Raw genomic sequence first — 22924 nt, forward strand, 5'->3', positions numbered from 1 at the left:
CAGCCGCTGCTGACCGGGTTTGCAATATTGTTCAATACGGGGTGGCTGGCGCAGGGCAGAGTTCGGCTTTTCCACCAGAGCAGCCCACCCATGCAGCCGTTCCTGATCGTCGCCCTCGCCCACTTCCTCGCCCTGCTTTCCCCCGGCCCGGACTTCTTCCTGGTCGCGCGCACCTCGATCAACAGTGGCTGGCGGGTTGCCAGCGGCGCCTGCCTGGGTATCGCCCTGGCCAATGGCATGTTCATCGTCGTGGCCTTCACCGGCCTGTCGGTGCTCCAGCAAGGCAGCCTGCTGTTCAGCACCCTGCAACTGGCCGGTGCCGGCTACCTGTTGTACCTCGGCGTGCTGTTCCTGCGCCACGCCGGGCAACCCAGCCTGGGCAGCGTGGCCGGTAACCAGGCCGTGGCAGGCTGGTGGCGCAGCCTGGGTACGGGTTTTCTGTCGGGCGTGCTCAACCCCAAGAACGGGTTGTTCTATGCCAGCCTGGCCAGCATGTTCAGCAGCGCCAGTGCCGGCTGGAAAGCAGCCTGCGCCGTGTGGATGTTCAGCATCGTGCTGCTGTGGGACCTGCTGGTGGCCGTGGCCATCGGCAACCCCTTGGTGTTGCGCCGTTTCGCCCGCAGCCTGCCGTGGCTGGAACGGGCCTCGGGGGTCATGCTGGTGGTGTTGGCCATGGCGCTGTTGCTGCACCTGGCGCAGCGCTGAGCAGCTGCAGCGTGGCCAGGTCCATGAGGCTGAAATGGCCGCTGGCCCAACCCCCGGTATCCAGGTGCCAGACATTCCCCAGCTGTTTCGCCCGCAATACCGGCGTGTGGCCGACCAGCAAGGCCCGCAAGCCCTTCACCGGCCGGGTGTCGCCTTCCTTCAAGCGCCGCCGCGACCACTGGCACACCTCCAGCACCTCGGGGTCGTCATCCAGCTCCAGCCAGGTACGCAACAGCTCCCAGTCGGCAAACGGACTGTCGGCATGCAGCAGGCCAACCGGGCCGTTGGCGGTTTCCACCTCCAGGGCGATCGGCAGTTGCTCGAAGCGTTCGACGTAACGCAACTGCTCCCCCGGCGGCAGGTCGAGAAACCAGCCGCCGCCGGCCGCGCGATACATGTCCAGGTCGAGCCGCCCACCGCGCAGGCGGGTGATCGCCAAGGCTTCGTGGTTACCCTGCACCGCATGCAGCCAGGGCTGCGCCAGCCAGTCCAGCACTGCTTCGCTGTGCGGCCCGCGGTCGACCAGGTCACCGACACTAAACAGGCGGTCCACCGCCGGGTCGAACCCGACCGCCTCAAGGCATGCCTGCAGGCGCTGGAAGTGACCGTGGATATCGCCCACCGCCAGGTCCCGCCCGCGGGTATTGGCAGCCACCCGCCGAAAGCGTTCCATTACACTCGTCCTCTGTTGCTGCGGCACGCCCGAGCCACTGCTGGCACCAACACCTGCGTACCGCCCTGAAGGGCCATGCGCATGGCCCTGTTAAGCCACAGCATGGCACAAGCCGCCCCGGCCGCGCAGATGAAGTGCGCTTCGATCGCCCAACGGCCCGGCCCGGCGACGGGTTTGCGCGCTTTGCCACGCCCCCGCTTACCTGAAAAACACTTCACTGGATCGCACTCTGCCGAGCAGCGTATCCTCAGCGTTTCGGCCTGGACCAGGGAGGGTGTTTGATGAAGCTGTGCGCCGTACAACTGGCATCGCTCAAGGGCGATGTGCCAGCCAACCTCGAACGCCACCTGGCCTGCATTGACCAGGCTGCCGCCCTTGGCGCGCAACTGGTAGTGTTCCCTGAACTGTCGCTGAGCGGCTATGAGCCAACCCTTGCGCAACAGACCGCGTTGGCCGTCAATGCTGCGCAACTCGACCCGCTGCAGGCCGCCTGTGACCGGCTTGGCATCAGCGTAGCCGTGGGCCTGCCGCTGCCGGCAGCCGAGGGTATCCGCATCGGCATGCCGATCTTCAGCCCCGGTGTACCGCGCCAGGCTTATGCCAAGCAGCGGCTGCATGACGATGAACTGCCCTGGTTCACCCCGGGCGACCAGGCCTTGCTGCTGCAACTGGGGGCACACCGGATAGCGCCAGCAATCTGTTACGAATCGATGTTCATGGCCCATGCGGCCAGCGCGCGGGAGCAAGGTGCCGACCTTTACCTGGTCAGCGTGGCGAAAACCGCCAAAGGCATTCGCGAGGGCTACGCACACTACCCCAAACTGGCTCGGCAACTGGCTATGCCGGTGTTGCTGGCCAACTGCGTAGGGCCGGCCGACACATTCATCGGCGCGGGTGGTTCGGCGGCCTGGGACAGCCAAGGGCGCCTGCTGGCCAACCTGGATGATCGTAACGAAGGGTTGATAGTGCTGGACACCAGCACCGCCAGTGCCATGGCTGTACCCCTGAGCCGGCACTCGCCATGAGCTATGTGTTTCTGGCCGTGCTGAGCTATGCCTGCACCTATTACCTGACCGGCCTGCTGATCCAGGGACAGTTGGCCGATATTGCCGAGGGCTTGCGCCAGCGCCCCGATGCGCCGCCACCTGGCGAATACCTGCGCGCCGTCAGGTCCCATGCACGTCGGGCCCAGCGGCGCTACACCATGATGGCCGGTTCGCTGCTGGCGGTGTTGGCCTGCCTGGTCGCCAGCTGGTTCTAAACCGCTACAGGTCCAGCGCCAGGCTTTGCCGCCCCTCCAGCGCCAACAGGTACTGCTTGGCCGCCAGGCCGCCGGCAAACCCGGTCAGGCTGCCCGAGGCGCCGATCACGCGGTGGCATGGGGCGATGATCGAGATCGGGTTGCGGCCATTGGCAGCACCGACCGCACGCACCGCGGCAGGGTTGCCGATGTGCCGGGCAATGTCGCTGTAGCTGCGCGTTTCACCAAAGGGTATCTCCAGCAGCGCGGCCCATACCTGGCGCTGGAATTCGGTGCCGGCAAAATCCAGCGCCAGGTCGAAACGCTGGCGCTTGCCGGCAAAGTATTCACCGAGCTGGCGGGCGGTTTCCAGCAATACCGGGCACTGGTCGTCGCGGTGCAAGGCGCCGAGACGCACACGGTTTTCCCGCTCCGCCTCCCACAGTACGGCTGCCAGGCACTCGCCACGGGCCACCAGGGTCAAGGTGCCGACGGGAGATTGCATGAAGGTGAAGGCGCTGGACATGACGGGCTCCTGCCAGGGTGCGATCAGCTCACTGTACGCATCCACAGCCTTGCCTGCATCCGCTTTCTTGCTCAGGCAATCGCGCAGCCGGCGATGCGCCGTGCCTGCTCGAGATCGACCTTGGGGATCAGCTCGGCTGGAATGCGCGAAGTTGCCGACAGGTTGTAGACCTGGAAGTGTTCGTTGACCACCTCCCTGGCCATCAACGTCAGCGACGGCAGGATGCGGCTGTCCCAGTGCTGGTCCAGCCCGCACGGCGAACGCTGGCCCTGGCCGCTCTCATAGAAGCGGCCAGCGGTCTGGTCGAGGTCCACCCCGACCAGCAGCACCTTGTCGAAGCCCAGGTGATAGGCCAGTTGCAAGGCGACGTAGGCCACCGTGCGGGCATCGTAGAAGCCCTGGGCCAGGTCCTTGCTGAAGGCAATCGAGCGGGCACGCTTGCTCCACAGTGCGCGGCTGCACACGTAGCTGTCACCATGGCCGCGCAAACCGCCCAGCAGCCCCGGTGCGTCAGCCTTGTGCAAGGCATAGCACGCGGTGCTGGCTGGCACCTCGGCACCGGCATATTGCTCCGGCCACAGTGCCAGGCGTTCGCTGTCGCGCAGGGCAGTGGCGAACAAGGCCGGCTGCTGCTCGCGAAAGCTCTTGTCCGTGCACAGGTAGAAGAACGGCCTGATAGCGTGCTCGGCGGTCATGGCCACCGAGCCGTTCATGGCGATGATCGGCAGGTGGGCGAACTCGGCCAGCGGGAAGTGCCTGGCTGAAGCACCCGAGGCCAGAATCACGACAGGGCCCTGCTGGGTATTGCGACATGCCTCGAAGCTGCAGAACGCCCCGCGTTCAACGCCGGGCTGCGATGAAAATGTACTGATCAATGGCATCTCTGGAATGGACAGTGCAACCACACAACGGAAGCTGCGGCCCCTTTTACCCGACCACTTGACGTCGGTCAACCGCATGGCCGCCGCCTGATCGGGCCTCAGGCCCGCAGCCTGAGCCTGTCGCCAGTACGCCAGCGACAGGGTCGAGGCCCGCCATCACTCAGCTGAGCCCCTGGCGGATGCGCTTCTTGTCGATCTTGCCGACGCTGGTTTTGGGGATCTCCAGCACACAACGCAACTGCCGGGGTATTGCCCATTTGTTGAGCTGCCCCTGGTCGACAAACGGCTGCAAGTGCCCAGCCAGTGTCGGCTGATCAAACTGCATGCCCTCACGACACACCACCAATGCCAGCGGTTGCTCGCCCCACTGAGGGTCCGGGATGCCGATCACCGCCACCGAAGCGACAGACGGGTGCTGGCTGATGAGGTTTTCCAGGGCCACCGAACTGACCCATTCACCGCCGGTCTTGATCACATCCTTGATCCGGTCGCGAATACGTACCACCCCTGCCGCGTCGATGCAGGCCAGGTCACCGGTGTGCATCCAGCCGCCCAGCCACAAGGCGGCGCCCTGCTGCGGTTCGTGGAGGTAGCCCTGGGTCAGCCATGGCGCGCGCACCACGATTTCGCCCAGGCTTTCGCCGTCGTGTGGCACCTCCCTGCCCTCGCTGTCGACGATGCGCAGGTCGACCAGGGCAATCGGCACGCCGGCGTCGATACGCAGCGGCAGCTGTTGTGCCATGGGCAGTGCCAGCAGCTCGGCACTGAGGTGGGTGATGCTGAGCAGCGGGCAGCTTTCCGACATGCCGTAGCCACAGTGCACGCTGATGCCGCGCGCGCTGGCGCGCTGCGCCAGGCCCAAGGTCAGTGCGCTGCCGCCCAGCAGCATCTTCCAGCCGCTCAGGTCGGATCGTCGCCCTTCGTCGCTGTCCAGCATCATCTGTAGCACCGTGGGCACGCAATGAGAAAACGTCACGCCCTCGTCGCGGTACAGGCGCACCAGCCGGTTGGGCTCGTAACGCCCAGGGTAGACCTGCTTGATCCCCAGCGCCGTGGCCACATAGGGTATGCCCCAGGCATGCACGTGGAACATCGGCGTGATGGGCATGTACACATCGCCACTGCGCAGCAGCGGCAGCTCGCCGCAGGCCGCCAGGGTGCCCTGCTCGACCAGGGTATGCAGCACCAGTTGCCGGTGGCTGAAATACACCCCCTTGGGGTTGCCGGTGGTCCCGCTGGTATAGAACAGCGTGGCCAGCGAATGCTCGTCGAAATCGGCAAACTCGAACTGCGGCTTGGCAGCTGCCAACAACCCTTCGTACTCACCCAGCAGCGGTACGCCCTGCGCGTCGCGGTCACCGTCGCTGAGGCGGATGAAGCCCCGGACCGTCGGCAGGTCAGCGCGTAACTGCGCCATCAACGGCAGGAAGTCGTCGTGCACCAGTACCAGGCGGTCCTCGGCATGGTTCATGGTGTAGCGCACTTGCTCGCTGGACAGCCGTACGTTCACCGTATGCAATACCGCGCCCAGCATCGGCACGGCAAAGAAGCATTCCAGCGCACGGTGGCTGTCCCAGTCGAGCAAGGCCACGGTGTCGCCTGGCTTCACCCCGGCAGCGGTCAGCACATTGGCCAGCCGCCGGATGCGTTCGAGCAACGTGGTGTAGCTGTAGCGCAGCTTGTCGGCGTAGACGATTTCCTGGTTGGGCTGGTAGCGCACGCCCGACAGCAGCAGGCGCTTGACCAGCAGTGGGTAGGCATAGGCCTGCTCGGCCGCAGGCATGATACGGGTGGTGGCCGTGCTGATGCTGTTCATAGCTGGCCGGCCTCGAGCAGGTACAGGCTGTCGCTGCCGGCCCTGACACTGGCGCTCAGCGAATGGATGCGCGGCAGCAGCCGTGCAAAGTAGAAGCGAGCGGTGCCCAGCTTGCCCTGGTGCAACGGCTCGGGCGCCGGGTGGCCCTGGCATACCACTGCCATGCGTGCCCACAGGTAGGCGTAGAAGGTGTAGCCAAATACGTGCAGGTACTCCACCGCCGCCGCACCCAGCTCGCGCGGGTTGGCCTGGGCGCGGTCGAGCAACCAGGCGGTCAGCTCGTCGAGGTTGCGCAGCGCAGCCAGCAGCGGCGCGCCGAACTCGGCACAGGCTGCCGGCAACGCCTCGGCGAACGCGCCGATTTCGGCGGACACACTGCGATAGGCCTGGCCGCCATCGGCCAGCAGCTTGCGCCCCACCAGGTCGAGCGCCTGGATGCCGTTGGTGCCTTCGTAGATCTGGGTAATGCGACAGTCGCGGACCAATTGCTCCTGGCCCCATTCACGGATATAGCCATGGCCGCCCAGTACCTGCTGGCCGTGCACGGTGGTCTCCAGCGCCATGTCGGTGAGGAACGCCTTGGCCACCGGAGTGAGCAATGCCACCCTGGCCTCGGCACCGGCACGCGCGACAGGGTCTTCGCTGTACTTGGCCAGGTCCAGTTGCAGCGCCACATACGTGGAAAACGCCCTCCCACCTTCGTTCAGCGCTTTCATGGTCAGCAGCATGCGCCGCACGTCCGGGTGGACGACGATCGGGTCGGCACTTTGCCCCGGCGCTTCGGCGCCCGTCGGCGCGCGGCCCTGCAGGCGGTCGCGGGCGTAGGCGATGGCGCCCTGGTAGGACCGTTCGCCCAGGGCCAGGCCCTGGATACCCACACCCAGACGCTCGTAGTTCATCATGGTGAACATGGCATTGAGGCCCTTGTTCGGCTCGCCGATCAGGTAGCCGATGGCAGCGTCGAAGTTCATCACGCAGGTGGCCGAAGCCTTGATGCCCATCTTGTGCTCGATCGAACCGCAACTCAGCGTATTGGCCGCGCCCAGCGCACCGTCGGCATCGACCAGCACCTTGGGCACCAGGAACAGCGAGATGCCCTTCGGCCCGGCGGGCGCATCCGGCAACCGCGCCAGCACCAGGTGGATGATGTTCTCGGTCAGGTCCTGCTCACCGCCCGTGATGAAGATCTTGGTCCCGGTTATGCGGTAGCGGCCATCGGCGCCTGGTTCGGCACGGGTGCGGATCAGACCCAGGTCGGTACCGGCATGGGGCTCGGTGAGGCACATCGAACCCGCCCAGCGCCCTTGGTACATGGGCGGCAGGTACAGCGCCTTCAACGGCTCGCTGGCATGGTTGAGCAGCGCCAGGCAGGCCCCGGCCGTCAGCATCGGGTACAGGCCGAACGACAGGTTGGCGGCATTGAGCATTTCTTCGAGCTGGGCACCGATCACTTTCGGCATGCCCATGCCCCCGTACTCGGGGGCGCCCGCTACGCCGACCCAGCCATCGGCGGCGAAGGCCCGGTAGGCGTCGGCGAAGCCATCGGGGGTCCGTACCTGGCCGGCGTCCCAGCGGCAGCCTTGCTCGTCGCCACTGCGGTTGAGCGGCGCCACCACCTCGGCAATCAGGCGCCCGGCCTGTTCGAGCACGGCCCGGGCCGTGTCGCCATCGACCTGCTCGGCCAGGGCGGGGGTTTGCGCCCACCAGGCCGGGATGTCGAACACTTCGTTGAACAGAAAATCCATGTCGCGCAGTGGCGGAAAGTAATCAGACATGAGGCGAGCACTCGGTTGCTTGGGTTTGCGGAAGCGGCGTGGCCTGGGCCTCGGCAGGCACCGCAGCGGCCTGACCACGCAAGAGGAAATGCGATAACGCGGGGATCAGCACCAGCGCGCCAAGCATGTTCCACAGGAACATGAAGGTCAGCAGCAGGCCCATGTCGGCCTGGAACTTGATTGGCGACCAGGCCCAGCCAACCACCCCGGCGGCCAGGGTGATGCCGACCAGCCCCACCACCCGACCAGTGAAGGCCACGGCTTTCTGGTAGGCCTGGGCCAGGCTCAGCCCGGTGCGCTGGTAGTGCAGTTGCACGCTGAGCAGGTACAGCGCATAGTCCACGCCGATGCCCACGCCAAGGGCGATCACCGGTAAGGTGGCAACCTTGACGCCGATGCCCATGGCCACCATCAGCGCTTCGCACAGCACCGAGGTGAGCATCAGCGGCAGGATCGCGACCAACGTGGCGCGCCAGCTGCGGAAGGTGAACAGGCAGAACAGCGTGACCGCCAGGTATACCAGTAACAGCATGCGATGGTTGGCCTCGCGCACCACCACGTTGGTGGCGGCCTCGATGCCGGCGCTGCCGGCAGCCAGCAGGAACTGCTGTTCGGCGTTGCTGTTGGCCTGGGCAAAGCGCTCGGCCACGGCAGCCACCTGGGCCAGGGTGTCGGCACGGTGGTCCTTCAGGTAGGCAATGACCGGCATCAACGAGCAATCGTTGTTGAACAGCTCCGGGGCATTGACCGAGGCCTGCTGGGCGGCATAGTTGAGCACGTCCTGGTTGTGCTGCAGGCTGTTCAGGCGCGGGTTGCCTTCGTAGGTACCGGCGGTGATCTGGCGCACGGCGTTGGCCAGCGACACGGTGGTCTGCACGCCTGGCAATTGCTGCAGTTCCCAGGCCAGGCGGTCGGCCAGGACCAGCGTCTGGTATTGCAGGCAGCCTTCCGGGGCGGTCTTGACCATCACCGCGAAGGTGTCGCTGGACAGCGCGTAATGCTGGGTGATGTAGGCGTTGTCGAGGTTGTAGCGCGAGTCCGCGCGCAGCTCGGGTGCGCCACTGTCCAGGTCACCGATCTGCAGTTGCAGGCTGCCCCGGATGCCGAGTACCGCCAGCACCAGGGCGGCCAGCAAAGCGGCGCTGGCCCATTTGCGTTCGGTGAAACGGTCGAGCAGGTCCCAAAGCCGGCCGAAGCCTCGATGCCGCGCGGCACGGGCGTCGATAGCCAGCGCTCGCTCGGCAGCCTTGCGGCCGACCCCGACATACGACAGCGCCACCGGCATCAACAGCAACGAGGTGAAGATCAACACCGCCACACCAATGCTGGCGGTGATGGCCAGGTCCTGGATCACCGGGATATCGATCAGCATCAACACGGCAAAGCCCACCGCATCGGCCAGCAAAGCAGTAACCCCGGCAACGAACAGGCGGCGGAAGGTATAACGCGCAGCCACCTGGCGGTGGGTGCCACGGCCAATGTCCTGGAGAATGCCGTTCATCTTCTGCGCGGCGTGCGACACGCCGATGGCGAAGATCAGGAACGGCACCAGGATCGAATACGGGTCGATGGCATAGCCCAGCCAGGCAACGATGCCCAGCTGCCACACCACTGCTGTCAGCGAACACAGCACCACCAACAGGGTACTGCGCACGCAGCGGGTGTAGCAGTAGATGATCACCAGGCTGGTCAGCAGCGCCAGGGCGAAGAACGCCATCATCTGGATCAGCCCGTCGATCAGGTCGCCCACCAGCTTGGCGAAGCCGATCACATGGATACGGTACTGGCCGCTGGCCTGGTACTGGCTGCGCAACTGTTCGAGCTTTTCCGAGAAGGCGTGGTAGTCGAGGCCTTTGCCCGTGGCCGAATCCTGGTCGAGCAACGGCACGATCAGCATGCTCGACTTGAAATCACGCGCCACCAGGCTGCCGACGATGTTGGCGCGCTCGATATTCTGCCGCAGTTGTTCGATATCAGCTGCCGCCCCCTGGTAGCCGTCTGGCATCACCGGGCCGCCCTGGAAGCCCTCTTCGGTTACCTCGGTCCAGCGCACCGCCGGGCTCCACAGCGATTTCACCCAGGCCCGGTCCACGCCCTGGCTGAGGAACAGTTCGTCGTTTATGTGCCGCAGGGTCTGCAAGTAGCCGGGGTCGAAGATGTCGCCCTGGGTATTCTCCACCACTACCCGCACCGCGTTACCCAGGCCACGCAGCGATGAGCGGTTTTCCAGGTAGTTGTGGATATAGGGGTGGCTCTGCGGCAGCATCTTGTCGAAGCTGGGGCGCAGCTCCAGGCGGGTCAGGGCCATGTAGCCCAGCACCAGCGTGACCAACAGCATGCCCAGCACGAACGACAGGCGATGGTTGAACACCAGGCGCTCCAGCGCGTTGCCCGAGCGTGGGTCGAACGCATCGAGATCGCGGATTACCGGCAGGGTGTCTTGGCGGATAGCGGCCATCAGGGTCTTCTCTTGTTATGGGTGCAACGTGGGAATACCGGCCTGGGTGCGCACGCCGCGTTCGCCAACCAGCACCAGGCCGTGGCCGGCATCGGTGGCAAGCGCAGTCACCGGACCGCGCGCACTTTGCGCCAGCGGGCTGAAACGGGCGCCCTCATCCCGGCTGAGCAACAGGTCGCCGGCCTGGCTGGCCAGCCACAGCTGCCCGTCACGGTCGATGCCGGCGGCGGTCAGGCTGGTGTGGATGCCGGTGTTTACCGGCTGCCATTGCTGGCCGCCGTCGGTGCTGCGGTAGGCGTGCCCACGCAGGCCATACACCAGCAGCCAGCCGGGCTTGCCAACCGCGCCGAACAACGTGCCGGTATAAGGTGTTGCGACACGAATGAAGCGCTCACCGTCGCGCTTGAGCAGCAGGCCTTGCTCGCCGGTGATGTACAGTTCATCACCGACGGCGGCCAGGCTGGTCAGGTGCAGGCCTTGCGGGTTGTCGCTGTGTTCCAGCCAGGGTTGCCAGTGCTCGCCGCCATCCGTGGTATGCAGCAGCAGGTTGAACAGGCCCACCGCATAGCCGTTGCCGGCATCACTGAACCACACATCGAGCAAGACGTTGTCGCTGCCCACTTCCGGCAGCCGCTCGGCCAGCGTCCGGCCATCCAGCTGTTTGTGCCAGTGCACACCGCCATCGCGGCTGTGCAGCACCACACCGTCGTGGCCGACCGCCCAGCCCAGTTCGGCGTTGACGAAGCTCACGGCGTTCAGGTCGGCGCTGACCGGCACCTGGGCCTGCTGCCAGTGCGCGCCGTGGTCATCGGAATACACGATGTGCCCGCGCGGGCCCACCGCGACCAGGCGCTGCCCGGCCATGGCCACATCGCGCAAGGCGCTGCTGGCGGCCAGCGTGGTGGGCATGGCCGGCAGGTCCAGCACATCGGTGAAGGGCGCCGCCTGCACCGCGCCCTGCAGCGTGGCCAGAGCCAGTAACACCACGCTGCATCGTTTGAACACAGACATTGCCACCTCTGCTCGGTAGGTTCAGCGAATGCCGTTGCCGGCCAGCGATTCGGGTGACCACTGGGTTTTCGACAATGGCTCGATGTAGCGGATGCCGCCATAGGCCCCCACCACACCGTTGAGGTTGTAGGTGCCGCCGATCAGGTCGTAGATCATGAACGGCGTGGCATCCGGGGTCTGCTTGTCGTAGCTCTGGGTGAGGAAGGCGAACGAACCGCGGTACAGCTGGCCACGGGCGTCGTACTGGTCCGAAGCCAGGGCGATCCAGCTGTCTTCGTCAAGGTAGAAGCGGCGTTTGTGGTAGATGTGGCGTGCGCCGTCCTTGAGCTTGCCTTCCACCACCCATACCCGGTGCTTCTCCCAACGCACGAACTGCGGCGCCAGGTGGTTGGGCGTGATCACCTGCTTGACGTCGGTGTTGTAGGTCAGCTGGTAGGTGTTGTATGGCACGTACATTTCCTGCTTGCCGACCAGGGTCCAGTCGTAGCGGTCCAGCGCACCGTTGAAGACGAACACGTCATCGTAGGTACCCGAGCCAGAGGTACCCGGGTTGGGCGTGTCATAGGCCAGGTTCGGTGCCAGCTTTACCCGGCGCTGGCCAGGCAGGTACTGCCAGGCGCTGCGTGGCTGCACCAGCGGGTTGGCGGCATCGCGCAGCATCATCGCTTCGCCGGCGCGGCGTGCGGGCCCGGTGTACACCAGCTTCATCTGGTAATAGGTGTCCTTGGCGCCGATCGGCTTGGCCATGTCCTCGTAGATCGGGTAGCTGATGTTGGCCTGGCCGGTAGTGGAGAGTGATGGCTTGCCGGCGGCATCGACGTTCCACGAGTCGTACTTGGCGGTCATGCTCACGCCCTGGTAGCGCAGCAGGAAGTTCCACATGGCCTCGGCGCCGTTCTGCGGAATGGGGAACGGAATGCCCGGCAGCACGTTGTCCACCGCCGTGCCGCCCTCCTTGCTGTTGGCGGCAGTGGCGTTCTTGCGGGTGTTGTCCAGTACCGCTTGCGGCAGCGCCACGCTACGGTGGGTCGGGTACACATCGACGCGGTAGCTGGGGTAGCGCTTTAGCAGTTCCAGAGTGGTGGCGGTCAGCTGGCCCTTGTACTGCTCGGCGTTCTTGCCGTCGATGACCAGCAGCGGCTTGTCGCTGGCGAACGGATCGGGGCGCATGCTGGCGCCGTTCTGGTAGCTGGCTGGCGGCGTCAGCAGGCCGCCCTGGTAGGCCGGGATGGAGCCATCGGCATTGCCGGCCTTCTCCGCGCCAACGGCGGTCAGGCTGGTATCCAGGCGCGCGGCCTGGTCATTGGAAACAGCGGCCTGGGCAGCGTTCAGCGCAGCCAAGGACAGGCACGAGGCCAGCAGGGTACGTACGAAGTTCATGATGGTTGTGTTCCTGTGCAGGCTCTGGGAAAGAGGACTCAGAAGGTGGTCTTGACGGTCAGATACAGGGCGCCACGGTCCTCGGTGGTGGCACCACTACCGGACAAGGAGGCATAGCCACCGCCGTAGCAGGTGTAATCCTGTTCGCCGTCGAGGGCGTTGGGGGTGCTGCCATCGGTCTGGCCATCCTTGCAGGCCTTGGTCTCACCGAAGCTGTCGACGTACTTGAGGTCGACGAAGTACTGGTTGTAGATCGCGGCGCTGACGCCCACCGCGTAGTTGCCGGTGTTCTCGGCGCCGCCGCCTTGCACCGGCGACACGCCGTCGAGGCCGACGTTGACCGACAGCGGCATGCTCAGGTCCATGCCCGGCAGCACCTGGTACCAGGTGGGGGTGAAGTTGACGGCGATGCCCCAGTTGTCGCGGGTGGCCTTGTCGATGCCGCGGTAGCTGCCCTTGCCCTTGTACAAGGCCGCGTTGTGGCTATCGAGCTTGAGCAGGTTGCTGTAGAACAGCTCGCCAAGCAGGGTTGCCGAGTCGAACAGCGGCGTGTCACCCAGGGTCATCAGGCCGTTCAAGGTCCAGTGCAGGGTGTCACCGGTGGCGCCCATGCCGTCACCGTCGCTGGGCACGTCGTAGATCACCCCGCTGCTGGGCAGGCGGGCCGGCAGCAGGCCGAAGCCGCCCCCCAGGCCGCCGCGGCCAGGCGCGCTGACGATGGCCGGGATGCTTGCCAGGGGCATGTTGTGGCGGATATTCAGGTCGCTACCGACGCTGATGCCGGCCACATCCTTGGACAGGCTCAGGCCGTAGATGTCGATGTTGTCGGCGTAGGCGAACTGGTACGTGGTGCCCTGCAACGAGTTGTACAGGTTGCCGACCGCGCCCTGACGGCTGCCCGGCGGGTTGCCGAACGGGCCGTTGGCGACAGTCATGCCGCGTGCATCGAGCCACGCCTGCGGCAGTATTTCGGAAGTCTTGCGGTAGTAGAAGCCGAGGGTGCCGCCCAGCCACTCGGGCGACCATTTGGCCATGATGCCCCAGTCGCCGCTCTTGCCAGGCTGCAGGTCGTGGCCACGGCGGATGCTGGTCAGCGCGCCACGCACCGGTATCAGCCCCGGGGTGCCGGTGTGGCCGAGCAGGAAGCTCTGCGCGCCCTCACCTACCACATCCGAACCGCCATAGTAGGTGCCGGCCTCGGGCAGACGGGCGGCGTCCCAGTCGAAGAAGTACTGGGCGCCCAGGGTCAGTTCGGAGTTGACCAGGAACGAGGTCGACAGCTGGTTGCGCGGCACGAACAGCTCCTTGGCCTCGGTGCCCGGCGAGGCGGCCAGCTTGGCCAGGTCGAGGCCCGACTGGCCGTAGCTCAACGAGTGCACCGGGTTGAGCAGGGTTTCACCCCAGAACAGGTTGTGCTGGCCGAGCTTGGCGCTGACCTGCGAGGCCTCGCCGACTTCACGGCTGAAGAACACGAAGGCATCCAGCACTTCACCTGAAGGCCCGCTGTAGTAACGCTGGGCGTAATTGCTCAGGTGCGGGCTACCCAGCGGCACACCGGTGCCGGGCAGGCCATTGAGGCTGGGATTGATGCCGGACTGGTCACCGTTGCCGTTGACGAAAGGGTTGCTATTGGAACCGGTGTTGTCATAGGCCTTGTCGTACCAGCTGGCGGTGCTGACCCGGAAACCGGTATTGCCCTGGTAAACCACATCCAGTTCGGTCAGCAGGTCGACACGGTTGGTGATGTTGGTGCCGGCCTTGCGGAAGTTGTAGTCACCGTCGTTGCTGTTGGGCGTGCCCAACAGGTGCTGGTCGGCGCTTTCGGTGCGCACGCCGTAGTTGTACTTGACGGTGTTGTCGAAGCGTACGGCCCAGCTTTCATTGCCGGTGTCGACTTCCAATGCTTGGGCGGCGGGTAGCGCGAGCAGGCTGACGGCGCAAGCGAGCAGGCAGCGCTGTGGCTTCACAGCACGGTGAATGCGGGTTACTGGCATTACGATGGCTCCACGTATTGTTATTGTTTTTACGCCACCCGTCTTTTTGCGGGCGTGGCTGGGGCGTCCATGCGCTATTGCAGGTTCGGGTTATCCAGGCGGCGGACCAGGGCTTCGGCCAGCGGCCAATGGCCGAAACCGGACGCTGGGTTGAGGTGGCCAACGGCCCCCAGGTTGATCAGTTCACTGCCCCAACGACGGGCCAGGTCGCCAGCCGCGGCGTAGCTGGCCAGGTGGTCATTGCTGCTAGCAGCGACAATGCTCGGGAATGGCAATGGCGCGTCCGGCACCGGCGCCCAGCCATGCTCAGCCATGCTGGCCGGGCTTGGGTATTGGGCTGGCCATGGCGCGTTCAGGTCCGGTGGTGCCGCCAGCAACGCACCCTTGACTGGCCGCTGGTAGCGCGCCGCCCAGTGGGCGACCATCAATACCCCGGCGCTGTGCGCCACCAACAGCACCTCGCCGTCGATCTGCTCCAGCTCACGCTGGATCGCTTCGACCCGGGCCATGCAGCTCAGGCCGTCAACCTGCAGCGGCGGGACGCTGCGAACCTTGGCCAGGCGGTTGGCGAGCAAGGTCTGCCAGTGCTCGGCGACATGCTCGCGCAAGCCAGGGACAATCAACACGGTGGCAGTGGTTTGCAGTTTTTCCACGGTGAACCTCGTCTCGGGATGCAGCTCTTGAGATTCACAGTAAACAGCGCGCTCTCGGGGTGCTTCACATTGGGCGTCAGAGCCTTTTCATTTGATGACAACGGGCCCCAAGGGCTTTGCTTTTCAATTCATGACACGCAGTCTATAAGACACAGAACGCATGTCGGCATACCAATATGGAAAACAACAAGAATGCCTGCCCTCGTCCGTGCCGCCAGTTTGACCAACTACCTCGAAGTGTCCCGCCACCTGGGCCTGAACCCGCAGGCATTGCTGGCGCAGGTAGGCCTGAGTGCCGCGTTGCTCGATGACCCCAACCGGCGTATCCCGGTTGCCAGTGTCATTGCCTTGCTGGAAGCCTCGGCCAGCGCCAGCTACTGCGAAAGCTTCGGCCTGCGCATGGCCGAATTGCGGCAATTGTCGGATTTTGGCGAAATCAGCCTGCTGCTCAGCCACCAGCGCAGCCTGCGCGATGCATTGCAGGTGATCGTGCAATACCGACACCTGCTCAATGACGCCCTGGCCATTCATATCGAGGAAGCCGGCAAGACCGTGATCATTCGCGAAGAGGTGATCAACGAGCGCGCGCCCTGCAGCCGCCAGGCCACCGAGCTGGCCATCGGCGTGATGATGCGCCTGTGCGCAGCCTTGCTAGGCGCCCACTGGCACCCGATTAGCGCCAACTTCACCCATGCGGCCCCGGCCGACCTGGCGACCCACCGGCGCATTTTCGGCTGCACCCTGGTGTTCGGCAGCGAGTTCAACGGCATTGTCTGCCCCGCCGCCGATCTCGACAGCGCCAGCCCCCAGGCCAACGAAGCCATGGCTCGCCTGGCGCAGCGTTACCTGGACAGCCTGCCGGTGGGCGGCACCCCGTCGCTGGAGCTGGAGCTGCGCAAGACCATCTACCTGCTGTTGCCCATGGGCCGCGCCACCATTGAACAGGTGGCGCAGACGCAGGGCATGAACGTGCGTACCCTGCAGCGGCGTCTCGAGGAAAACGGGTTGACCTTCAAGGACCTGATCAACAGCGTGCGCCGCGACCTGGTGATGCGTTACCTGGAAAACCCCGGCTATTCGCTGGGGCGCATTGCCGACATGCTCGGTTATTCCATGCCCAGCTCATTCACTCGCTGGTTCATCGCCCAGTTCGGCATGCCACCGGCCAGCTGGCGGGCCCGGCACGATGAAGTGTAGGAGCGGATTCATCCGCGCAGCAGGCGACGCGGTGGATGGCACCGGCTTTGCCGGTGATCGCTGCTGCAGCCGCTCCTACCAGTGAGTGCGTCAGGCGGAAGGTTGCAGCCCCACGTGCATCAGCGCCAGCACCAACAGCACCAGAAACACGCTCTCCCCGACCATCAGTGCAATGGGTTTGAAGCCGACCGAGGCCAGCGCCTTGAGCTGGGTCTTCATACCCAGGGCACTGATCGCCACCACCAGGCAGCCACGCGATAGCTCATTGATGCCGCCCTGCACCGCCGCTGGCACCCACCCTGTGCTGTTGACGCAGGCTAGAAGCAGGAAGCCGACCGCAAACCAGGGCAGCAAGGGTGGCCGCTGACCACCTGCTTCAAGGCCCTGGTGGCGGGTAATCATGGCCGCGCAGACAATGACCGGCAACAGCATCGCCACCCGCATCAGCTTGACCACTGTGGCAATGTCGCCGGTCTCGGTAGACAGGCTGTAGCCCGCCCCCACCACCTGCGCCACATCGTGGATCGTCGCGCCAAGGAAGACCCCGGCCTGCCCGGGGGACAAGTGCAGCCACTGGGCAATCATCGGGTACAGGATCATCGCCAGGGTCGACAGCGCTGAAACGCCGATCACGGTGAACAGCGTCGCATGCTCCTTGCGCGGGTGCTGGGGCAAGGCGGCGGCCAGCGCCAGCGCCGCCGAGGCGCCACAAATGGCCGTCGCACCGCCGGTAAGCAGGCCGAACAGCCGTGAAAAGCCCAGCGCCTTGGCCACCACTACCGCGGCCAGGATCGTTACCACCACCAAACTAACCACCAGGGCCACCGGTTTCCAGCCCAGGCTGGCGATCTGGTCCAGGGTGATGCGCATGCCGAGCAAGGCCACACCCAGGCGCAGTACCGTGCGGGCGGTAAATTCGATGCCGGCCTTGCAGGGACCATCGACCGCCAGAAAGTTCAGTGCCATCCCCAGTAACAGGGCAAACAGCATGACCGGCGCTGCATAGTGTTCGCTGAGAAAACTGGCCGCGGCACCGACGATCAGGCTGACCACCACCCCGGGGGCAAGCGTGCGGATACGTTGCTGGGTAGCACTCAGTGCCAGAGTAATCATCGCCCAGCCTCCTCGTTGTCGAACACGATGTAGACTTGCCCGCCCTGCTGCTCGACCGGGTAGCTGGTGACCTTCAGCGCCCTGGAATTGACCAGGTAGCCGCTGGCCAGGTCAAACCGCAAGCCATGCGCGCAGCACTGGATGACCCGGCCTTCGAGCCGCCCACCGCACAACGACGCGCCCTGGTGCGGGCAACTGTCATCGATGGCATAGAGCGCGTCGGCAACGTTGAACAGCGCCACGCTGCGGCCTTCACAGGTCAGCAGTACACGACCGTTACGTTGCGGTACCTGGCCGGGACCTACTGCAATACGCCGGCTCATGCCCGTTCGACCTGTTGCAACGCGTCTGTCATGGCGGCGAACAGCACCTCGGCAGGCTGGGCGCCAGCAATCAGCGGCCCCTGGTTGACGCGAAAACGCGGCACGCTGCTGCCTGCGCGCCCTGCCCCATCAAGGAACGGACTGCCATCGTCACGCAGGCAACCGGCTACCTGCGCCGCTTCCAGCCCGCAACGCTGGGCGATGTCGAGCAGGACGCGGCTATCCCCCAGGTCGCGGCCCTGGTGGAAATAGGCAATGAACAATTGCGCCAGCAACGCTTCCTGTCGCGCTGCGTCCAGCAACCCGGCGGCCCGTTGCAGTAGCCGGTGGGCATTGCCGGTATTGGGCATGCGACGAATACGCGAGAAGTCGATGTCCTCGCCGACCACGCAGGCGGCAGCACGCACCTGGGCCTGGCGCTCGCGTACCGCCTCCTCGCTGCCCAGGCGCTGCAGGTAGAACGCATGGAACGGCAGGCCACTGGCTGGCAAGCCAGGCAACAACTGCACCCCGCGCCATTGCAAGTGCACGCGCACCTGTGGCCGTTCGCGCTGCAACAGCAACAGCGCAGCCTGCAGGTGCCGCTGGCCAATCAGACACCACGGACACACAAAATCGAAGAACACTTCGACGGATAACAATAGCTTCACGGTTTCAACTCCCGGGGTGCGTCAGCCATGTGATGGGCCGGCGCATGCAGACGCTCCATGTCAGGTTGGTAATGCCGTTTGGCAAGGAAGAACACCAGTGCCGCGCCGAGGCTCATCAGCGGCACCAGCTGGAAGGCGGCCTGCAGGCCGATCAGGTCGGAAACGCGCCCGGTGATCAGTGGCCCGGTGGCCAGGCCCAGCAGGTTGTTGGCCAGGGTCAGGGTGGCAAACGCGGTGCCGTGCACCGCGGCGTGGGTGAGGTTGGCGACCATGGCACTGGATGGGCCGTTGGTGCCGGCGGCAATCATCATGCCCAGGCCGATCAGTATCAGTTGCGCGGTACCTGCTGGTAGCGCAAAAGCAAGCGACAGCAACGCGCAACTGCCCAGGCAATAGGCAATGGCCAGGCTGATCTTGCGATCAGGGTGCTGCCGCCCGAGGCGGTCACAGAGCATGGCGCAGAGGATCATGCCGATGCCGCTGCACAGCACGATGATTGCGGCAATCGCCCCGGCGCGGTCAGTGCCCATGGCGTAATAGCGGTTCAGGTAGCTGGGCATCCACACGATCACGGTGCCACCGACAAACAGCTGCAGGCCACTGCCGACATAGGCGGCGATCACCGAACGGCTGTTGTACAGACTGCGCAGCGGTCGGCCGGCGTTGCCCTGCAACTGCTGCGCGCACTTCGGCGCTATGCGCGCCTCCTTGACGATCAGCGGGTACAGCATCGCCAGCACCAGACCGAACAAGGCCATGCCGGCGAAGGCCCAGCGCCAACCCAGGTGCTGGGCCAACACGCCGCCCAACGCCATGCCCAGGACCGAGCCGAACATGCCACCGGCCATGAACGCACCGGCCAGGGTCGAGCGCATGTCACGGGGGAACACGGCAACCACCACGGCGATGCCGACACTGCCATAAGCGGCCTCGCCCACCCCGACCAGAAAGCGTGCGATGAACATTTGCGGGTAGTCCTGTGCCAAGCCGCAGCCGAGGGTGGCCAGGCTCCACAGTACCGCCATCAGCACCAGGCTGCGCACCCGGCCGAAACGGTCGGCCAGCAGCGACAGCGGGAAGGTCAGCAGGCCGACCATCAGCGCGACGATACCGCTGAGCAGGCCGAGCTGGCTGTCGCTCAATGCCCATTCGCCCTTGAGCAGCGGGAACACCGCGTTGAGCACCTGGCGTGACATGTAGTCGGAGATCAGCAGGCCGAAGGTCAGGGCGAACACCACCCAGGCATAGCGCCGAGGGACGCTGTGGGCGGTGTCGGTGCCGGAATATTCGGCACTGGCGAGGTAGGTGGCCATGTTGCCTCCTTGGGTGCGGGGCGTGAGGTTGTTCTTGTTGTTATGGACTACAGCCAACATTCATGTTGCTTTTGCGGGCCTCTTCGCGGGCTCGCCCGCTCCCACAGGGACTGCGTCGACCTTTGGGCCAGTGCCGCACCTGTGGGAGCGGGCATGCCCGCGAAGAGGCCAGGCCTGCCGTATCAGCATCAGCCGCGCTGCGGCACACCCCTCACACCCGGCTGGCGGTTGGGCGCCATGCCATTGGCCTTGAGGGTCTGCTCGATGCTGTCGTACTGCTGGCCGATGCGGTAGATAGCGCGGGCTTCCTTGCCCGTGGCGATCTCCCGACCCAGCTCGTGGGCTACGCGCACGGTCTGCTGGATCTGCTGCACCGAGGTGAAGCGCTTGCCCCGCTGGTCGATGATGGTGTCTTCGTTGCCGCAGCGCGGGTGCAGGCCCATGGCCAGGGCCATGGTGTTGAACGGCAGCACATTCTTCAGCAGCGATTCGGCGGTGAGGGTACAACCGTCTGGCGCACGGTGGATGAAGTTGAAGAAGTTGAACGGGTTGGGGCCGTCGAAACCGCCGCCAATGCCGATCCAGGTCAGGTTCAGCGGGCCCATGTAGTCACCGCGGCGAACGATGCGCTCGAGGGTCTCCAGGGCGTGCATGCCGGTCAGCTGGAAATGCGGCTGGATGTTGCTGGCCTGCAGGCGACGCAGGTGTTCGCGGACCCAGGCCGGGCCGGCCGGCACGGTCATCTCGCTGTAGGCGGCATGGATCGCCGGGCTGGCCAACGAGGTGCCGTGCAGGTATTCAGGGTACAGCAGCTCCATGATGTTCATCTGCGTGGTGTTGATGGCCACGGTCACCTGGTCGGGGCGTGGCGTCAGCTCGGCGAGCATGTGCCGGGTGTCGTCCGACAGCCACTGGGCCGCCTCGCCCTCGCTTTCCGGGGCGAAGGAAATCGACCCGCCGACCTGGATGATCATGTCCGGCACCGCTTCGCGCACCCCGGCAATCAGCTCGTTGAACTTGGACAGGCGCTTGGAGCCTTTGCCGTCCAGCTCACGCACGTGCAGGTGCAACACGGTGGCGCCTGCTTCATAGCAGTCGACGGCCTTCTGCACCTGCTCGTCCATGGTCAGCGGGATATCTTCGGGGAAGTCTTCGGGCATCCACTCCGGGCCATAGGGGGCCACGGTGATCACCACCTTTTCCATGTTTTCCGGGTGCAACGAATCGTCGAAGAATTGCATGCTGTAATCCTCGCTATTGTTATTGTGCGGTTGCCGCCGATCATGGCGGCCGACCTAGAACGTAGCGCTGCCCTTGATCCCGGCGCGCTCCATCTTGCGATGGCACGGTGGGTAGTCCATGACGGCGTAGTGCTGGGTGCTGCGGTTGTCCCAGATCGCCACGCTGTTGGGCGTCCAGCGCCAGCGCACCTGGTACTCGGGCAGGTAGGCCTGGCTGATCAGGTAGCGCAGCAGGTCGCCAGCGCCGGGGTTGGCATCCTGGCCGAAGCGCACCCGCTGCGGGGTGTGGTAATTGCTGAAATGGGTGGTGAAAGCGTTGACGAACAACACCTTCTCGCCGGTTTCCGGGTGCGTGCGCACCACCGGGTGCTCGGCATCAGGGAACTGCGCCTTCAACGCCAGGCGCTTTTCCAGTGGCATGGCCGCGCCAAAGCTGGCCTCGATGCTGTGGCGGGCGCGCAGGCCTTCGATCCTGGCCTTCACATCGTCTGGCAGGTTTTCATAGGCCAGCACCATGTTCGCCCACATCGTGTCGCCACCCACTGGCGGGCATTCGATGCAACGCAGCACACAGCCCATGGGCGGTGCCTCGCGCCAGGTGGCATCGGTGTGCCAGGCATTTTCATAGCGGTCGTTGGCTTGGTCCGGGCGCTTGTAGATCTGCACCAGCCCCGGGTGCTCCGGGTCGCTGCCGGCCACCGGGTGGTCTTCCAGGTCGCCGAAGCGGCGGGCAAAGGCGACGTGTTCGGCGCGGCTGAAGTGCTGGTCGCGCAGGAACAACACACGGTGGCGGAGCAACTGTGCGCGCAGCTCGGCGAACAGGTCGTCGTCATGGACCGCATCGGCCAGGTTGACCCCAGCCACCTCCGCACCGATCGCGCAGGTCAGTTGTTCGATGTGCATGCTGTTGCCCTCTTCAGATGACGAAGATCGACGAGCCGGTGGTCTTGCGCGCTTCCAGGTCACGGTGGGCCTGGACGGCATCCTGCAACGCGTAATGCTGGTTGATTTCGATACGGATGCGCCCGCTACTGACGTGATCGAACAGCTCGCCGGCCAGGTCGGCCTTTTCTGCCGGGTCGGCGATGAAGTCGGCCAACGCCGGGCGAGTGAGCTGCAGCGAGCCCTTGATCGCCAGCAGCTGCGGATCGAAGGGCGGGATCGTGCCCGAAGCGGTGCCGACGCAGACCATCAGGCCACGGCGCTTGAGTGAATCGAGCGAGCCCATGAAGGTGCTCTTGCCGACGCTGTCGAACACCACGTTGACCCCTACCCCGTCGGTCAGCTCACGCACGCGCGTGGCCACGTCCTCGACGCTGTAGTTGATGACATGGGTGCAGCCATGCGCGCGGGCCACTTCGGCCTTGGCCTCGGTGGACACGGTGCCGATCACGTTCAGCCCGAGCAAGCGCGCCCACTGCGCGACGATCAGGCCAACCCCGCCCGCGGCAGCGTGCAACAGCAGGCTGTCGCCAGGCTTGAAGTCATGCAGCCGCCGCAACAGGTAGGCGCTGGTCAGCCCACGCATGGTCATGGCGGCGGCCGTTTCGAAAGCGATGGTGTCCGGCAGTTTGATCAGCACAGCCGCCGGAATCAGGCGCTCGGTGCAATAGGCACCGAGGGTATTGAGAAAGCCGGTGTAGGTGACCCGGTCACCGACCGCGACCTGGCTCACGCCCTCACCCACTGCCTCTACCACGCCGGCAGCTTCCACGCCAATGCCGTTGGGCAGCGGGATCGGGTAGGTACCGTTGCGAAAATAGGTGTCGGCGTAGTTCAGGCCGACCGCCACCTGGCGCAAGCGCACCTGCCCCGGGCCGGGCTCACCGACTTCAACGTCCTCGTAGCGCAGTACCTCGGGGCCACCGGTCTGATGGAAACGTACGACTTTGGACATGCTTGTCTCTCCAATCATCGATCTGGACGCGAGGCGTCAGTTCTGGGTGATTGGACTGTATGCCCTTGGCGTCGAGGG

The 22924-nt window shown here is 65.2% G+C and carries 21 protein-coding genes; 4 read left to right on the forward strand and 17 right to left on the reverse strand.

Annotated elements, in window-relative coordinates; genetic code table 11:
* The first annotated feature begins 90 nt into the window (after positions 1-90).
* On the forward strand, positions 91-705 hold the full coding sequence (locus JKP78_RS02345) for a LysE family translocator (protein WP_186685041.1): 615 nt from the start codon (positions 91-93) through the stop codon (positions 703-705).
* Here JKP78_RS02345 and JKP78_RS02350 read toward each other — a convergent pair.
* Positions 653-1378, reverse strand: coding sequence for a metallophosphoesterase (locus tag JKP78_RS02350; RefSeq protein ID WP_200625980.1), 726 nt, complete (start codon positions 1376-1378; stop codon positions 653-655). The two genes, JKP78_RS02345 and JKP78_RS02350, sit on opposite strands and share 53 nt — an antisense overlap.
* A 281-nt stretch (positions 1379-1659) precedes the next feature.
* On the opposite strand from JKP78_RS02350, the gene JKP78_RS02355 reads away from it, so the two are divergent.
* Together JKP78_RS02355 and JKP78_RS02360 are read left to right on the forward strand one after the other, a co-directional pair.
* Positions 1660-2403, forward strand: coding sequence for a carbon-nitrogen hydrolase family protein (locus tag JKP78_RS02355; RefSeq protein ID WP_186685037.1), 744 nt, complete (start codon positions 1660-1662; stop codon positions 2401-2403).
* Entirely contained in the window at positions 2400-2639 is a 240-nt protein-coding gene (locus JKP78_RS02360; RefSeq protein ID WP_170030077.1) for a hypothetical protein, read from the forward strand. Before JKP78_RS02355 ends, JKP78_RS02360 begins: the two co-directional genes overlap by 4 nt.
* Positions 2640-2643: 4 nt before the next feature.
* Here the strand turns inward: JKP78_RS02360 and JKP78_RS02365 are convergent, their stop codons facing one another.
* The 9 genes from JKP78_RS02365 to JKP78_RS02405 all read right to left on the reverse strand — a co-directional run bounded on the left by JKP78_RS02365 (position 2644) and on the right by JKP78_RS02405 (position 15112).
* Positions 2644-3144, reverse strand: coding sequence for a methylated-DNA--[protein]-cysteine S-methyltransferase (locus JKP78_RS02365; RefSeq protein WP_186685035.1), 501 nt, complete (start codon positions 3142-3144; stop codon positions 2644-2646).
* Between the two features lie 71 nt (positions 3145-3215).
* A complete protein-coding gene (locus JKP78_RS02370) occupies positions 3216-4016 on the reverse strand; it encodes a lipopolysaccharide biosynthesis protein (protein ID WP_186685075.1) in 801 nt (266 codons plus the stop codon).
* A 169-nt stretch (positions 4017-4185) separates the two neighbouring features.
* Complete coding sequence (locus JKP78_RS02375; protein ID WP_200625981.1) at positions 4186-5841, reverse strand: fatty acid--CoA ligase; 1656 nt, start codon at positions 5839-5841, stop codon at positions 4186-4188.
* Positions 5838-7616 carry an acyl-CoA dehydrogenase C-terminal domain-containing protein gene (locus JKP78_RS02380; protein ID WP_200625982.1) on the reverse strand — a complete coding sequence of 593 codons (1779 nt, stop codon included), beginning with the start codon at positions 7614-7616 and terminating at the stop codon, positions 5838-5840. The genes JKP78_RS02375 and JKP78_RS02380 overlap by 4 nt, the downstream gene beginning before the upstream one ends.
* Positions 7609-10074: an efflux RND transporter permease subunit gene (locus JKP78_RS02385; RefSeq protein ID WP_200625983.1), complete on the reverse strand. Its 2466-nt coding sequence runs from the start codon at positions 10072-10074 to the stop codon at positions 7609-7611. The genes JKP78_RS02380 and JKP78_RS02385 overlap by 8 nt, the downstream gene beginning before the upstream one ends.
* A 15-nt stretch (positions 10075-10089) precedes the next feature.
* Positions 10090-11085, reverse strand: coding sequence for a WD40/YVTN/BNR-like repeat-containing protein (locus JKP78_RS02390; protein WP_200625984.1), 996 nt, complete (start codon positions 11083-11085; stop codon positions 10090-10092).
* A 21-nt stretch (positions 11086-11106) separates the two neighbouring features.
* Positions 11107-12465 (reverse strand): DUF1329 domain-containing protein, encoded by a 1359-nt coding sequence (locus JKP78_RS02395; RefSeq protein ID WP_186685025.1) that lies wholly within the window; start codon positions 12463-12465, stop codon positions 11107-11109.
* A gap of 38 nt (positions 12466-12503) precedes the next feature.
* Positions 12504-14459 carry a DUF1302 domain-containing protein gene (locus JKP78_RS02400; protein WP_200625985.1) on the reverse strand — a complete coding sequence of 652 codons (1956 nt, stop codon included), beginning with the start codon at positions 14457-14459 and terminating at the stop codon, positions 12504-12506.
* A gap of 74 nt (positions 14460-14533) precedes the next feature.
* Entirely contained in the window at positions 14534-15112 is a 579-nt protein-coding gene (locus tag JKP78_RS02405; protein ID WP_200625986.1) for an RBBP9/YdeN family alpha/beta hydrolase, read from the reverse strand.
* Positions 15113-15304: 192 nt separating this feature from the next.
* Between JKP78_RS02405 and JKP78_RS02410 the strand changes: the two genes are divergently transcribed.
* Positions 15305-16309: an AraC family transcriptional regulator gene (locus JKP78_RS02410; RefSeq protein ID WP_200625987.1), complete on the forward strand. Its 1005-nt coding sequence runs from the start codon at positions 15305-15307 to the stop codon at positions 16307-16309.
* Between the two features lie 90 nt (positions 16310-16399).
* Here the strand turns inward: JKP78_RS02410 and JKP78_RS02415 are convergent, their stop codons facing one another.
* The 7 genes from JKP78_RS02415 to JKP78_RS02445 form a co-directional block, all read right to left on the reverse strand.
* Complete coding sequence (locus JKP78_RS02415) at positions 16400-17422, reverse strand: YeiH family protein (RefSeq protein WP_186685017.1); 1023 nt, start codon at positions 17420-17422, stop codon at positions 16400-16402.
* Positions 17419-17745: a Rieske (2Fe-2S) protein gene (locus tag JKP78_RS02420; protein ID WP_186685015.1), complete on the reverse strand. Its 327-nt coding sequence runs from the start codon at positions 17743-17745 to the stop codon at positions 17419-17421. The genes JKP78_RS02415 and JKP78_RS02420 overlap by 4 nt, the downstream gene beginning before the upstream one ends.
* Positions 17742-18395 (reverse strand): DsbA family oxidoreductase, encoded by a 654-nt coding sequence (locus JKP78_RS02425; RefSeq protein WP_200625988.1) that lies wholly within the window; start codon positions 18393-18395, stop codon positions 17742-17744. Before JKP78_RS02425 ends, JKP78_RS02420 begins: the two co-directional genes overlap by 4 nt.
* The gene (locus JKP78_RS02430; protein WP_200625989.1) at positions 18392-19708 is read right to left on the reverse strand and encodes an MFS transporter; all 1317 of its coding nucleotides are present in this window, start codon (positions 19706-19708) and stop codon (positions 18392-18394) included. The genes JKP78_RS02425 and JKP78_RS02430 overlap by 4 nt, the downstream gene beginning before the upstream one ends.
* Before the next feature lie 188 nt (positions 19709-19896).
* Positions 19897-20949: a 3-keto-5-aminohexanoate cleavage protein gene (locus JKP78_RS02435; RefSeq protein ID WP_200625990.1), complete on the reverse strand. Its 1053-nt coding sequence runs from the start codon at positions 20947-20949 to the stop codon at positions 19897-19899.
* A gap of 54 nt (positions 20950-21003) precedes the next feature.
* A complete protein-coding gene (locus tag JKP78_RS02440; protein WP_186685007.1) occupies positions 21004-21852 on the reverse strand; it encodes a TauD/TfdA dioxygenase family protein in 849 nt (282 codons plus the stop codon).
* 13 nt (positions 21853-21865) lie between these two features.
* Positions 21866-22846 carry a quinone oxidoreductase family protein gene (locus JKP78_RS02445; protein WP_200625991.1) on the reverse strand — a complete coding sequence of 327 codons (981 nt, stop codon included), beginning with the start codon at positions 22844-22846 and terminating at the stop codon, positions 21866-21868.
* Between the last annotated feature and the right edge of the window lie 78 nt (positions 22847-22924).

The organism is Pseudomonas sp. LAM2023 (assembly GCF_016620375.1).
Classification (GTDB): domain Bacteria; phylum Pseudomonadota; class Gammaproteobacteria; order Pseudomonadales; family Pseudomonadaceae; genus Aquipseudomonas; species Aquipseudomonas anuradhapurensis.

Coding starts and splice junctions, on each gene's coding strand:
- JKP78_RS02345 (WP_186685041.1), top strand. CDS start 91: ATGCAGCCGTTCCTGATCGTCGCCCTCGCCCACTTCCTCGCCCTGCTT.
- JKP78_RS02350 (WP_200625980.1), bottom strand. CDS start 1,378: ATGGAACGCTTTCGGCGGGTGGCTGCCAATACCCGCGGGCGGGACCTG.
- JKP78_RS02355 (WP_186685037.1), top strand. CDS start 1,660: ATGAAGCTGTGCGCCGTACAACTGGCATCGCTCAAGGGCGATGTGCCA.
- JKP78_RS02360 (WP_170030077.1), top strand. CDS start 2,400: ATGAGCTATGTGTTTCTGGCCGTGCTGAGCTATGCCTGCACCTATTAC.
- JKP78_RS02365 (WP_186685035.1), bottom strand. CDS start 3,144: ATGTCCAGCGCCTTCACCTTCATGCAATCTCCCGTCGGCACCTTGACC.
- JKP78_RS02375 (WP_200625981.1), bottom strand. CDS start 5,841: ATGAACAGCATCAGCACGGCCACCACCCGTATCATGCCTGCGGCCGAG.
- JKP78_RS02380 (WP_200625982.1), bottom strand. CDS start 7,616: ATGTCTGATTACTTTCCGCCACTGCGCGACATGGATTTTCTGTTCAAC.
- JKP78_RS02385 (WP_200625983.1), bottom strand. CDS start 10,074: ATGGCCGCTATCCGCCAAGACACCCTGCCGGTAATCCGCGATCTCGAT.
- JKP78_RS02390 (WP_200625984.1), bottom strand. CDS start 11,085: ATGTCTGTGTTCAAACGATGCAGCGTGGTGTTACTGGCTCTGGCCACG.
- JKP78_RS02395 (WP_186685025.1), bottom strand. CDS start 12,465: ATGAACTTCGTACGTACCCTGCTGGCCTCGTGCCTGTCCTTGGCTGCG.
- JKP78_RS02400 (WP_200625985.1), bottom strand. CDS start 14,459: ATGCCAGTAACCCGCATTCACCGTGCTGTGAAGCCACAGCGCTGCCTG.
- JKP78_RS02410 (WP_200625987.1), top strand. CDS start 15,305: ATGCCTGCCCTCGTCCGTGCCGCCAGTTTGACCAACTACCTCGAAGTG.
- JKP78_RS02415 (WP_186685017.1), bottom strand. CDS start 17,422: ATGATTACTCTGGCACTGAGTGCTACCCAGCAACGTATCCGCACGCTT.
- JKP78_RS02420 (WP_186685015.1), bottom strand. CDS start 17,745: ATGAGCCGGCGTATTGCAGTAGGTCCCGGCCAGGTACCGCAACGTAAC.
- JKP78_RS02430 (WP_200625989.1), bottom strand. CDS start 19,708: ATGGCCACCTACCTCGCCAGTGCCGAATATTCCGGCACCGACACCGCC.
- JKP78_RS02435 (WP_200625990.1), bottom strand. CDS start 20,949: ATGCAATTCTTCGACGATTCGTTGCACCCGGAAAACATGGAAAAGGTG.
- JKP78_RS02440 (WP_186685007.1), bottom strand. CDS start 21,852: ATGCACATCGAACAACTGACCTGCGCGATCGGTGCGGAGGTGGCTGGG.
- JKP78_RS02445 (WP_200625991.1), bottom strand. CDS start 22,846: ATGTCCAAAGTCGTACGTTTCCATCAGACCGGTGGCCCCGAGGTACTG.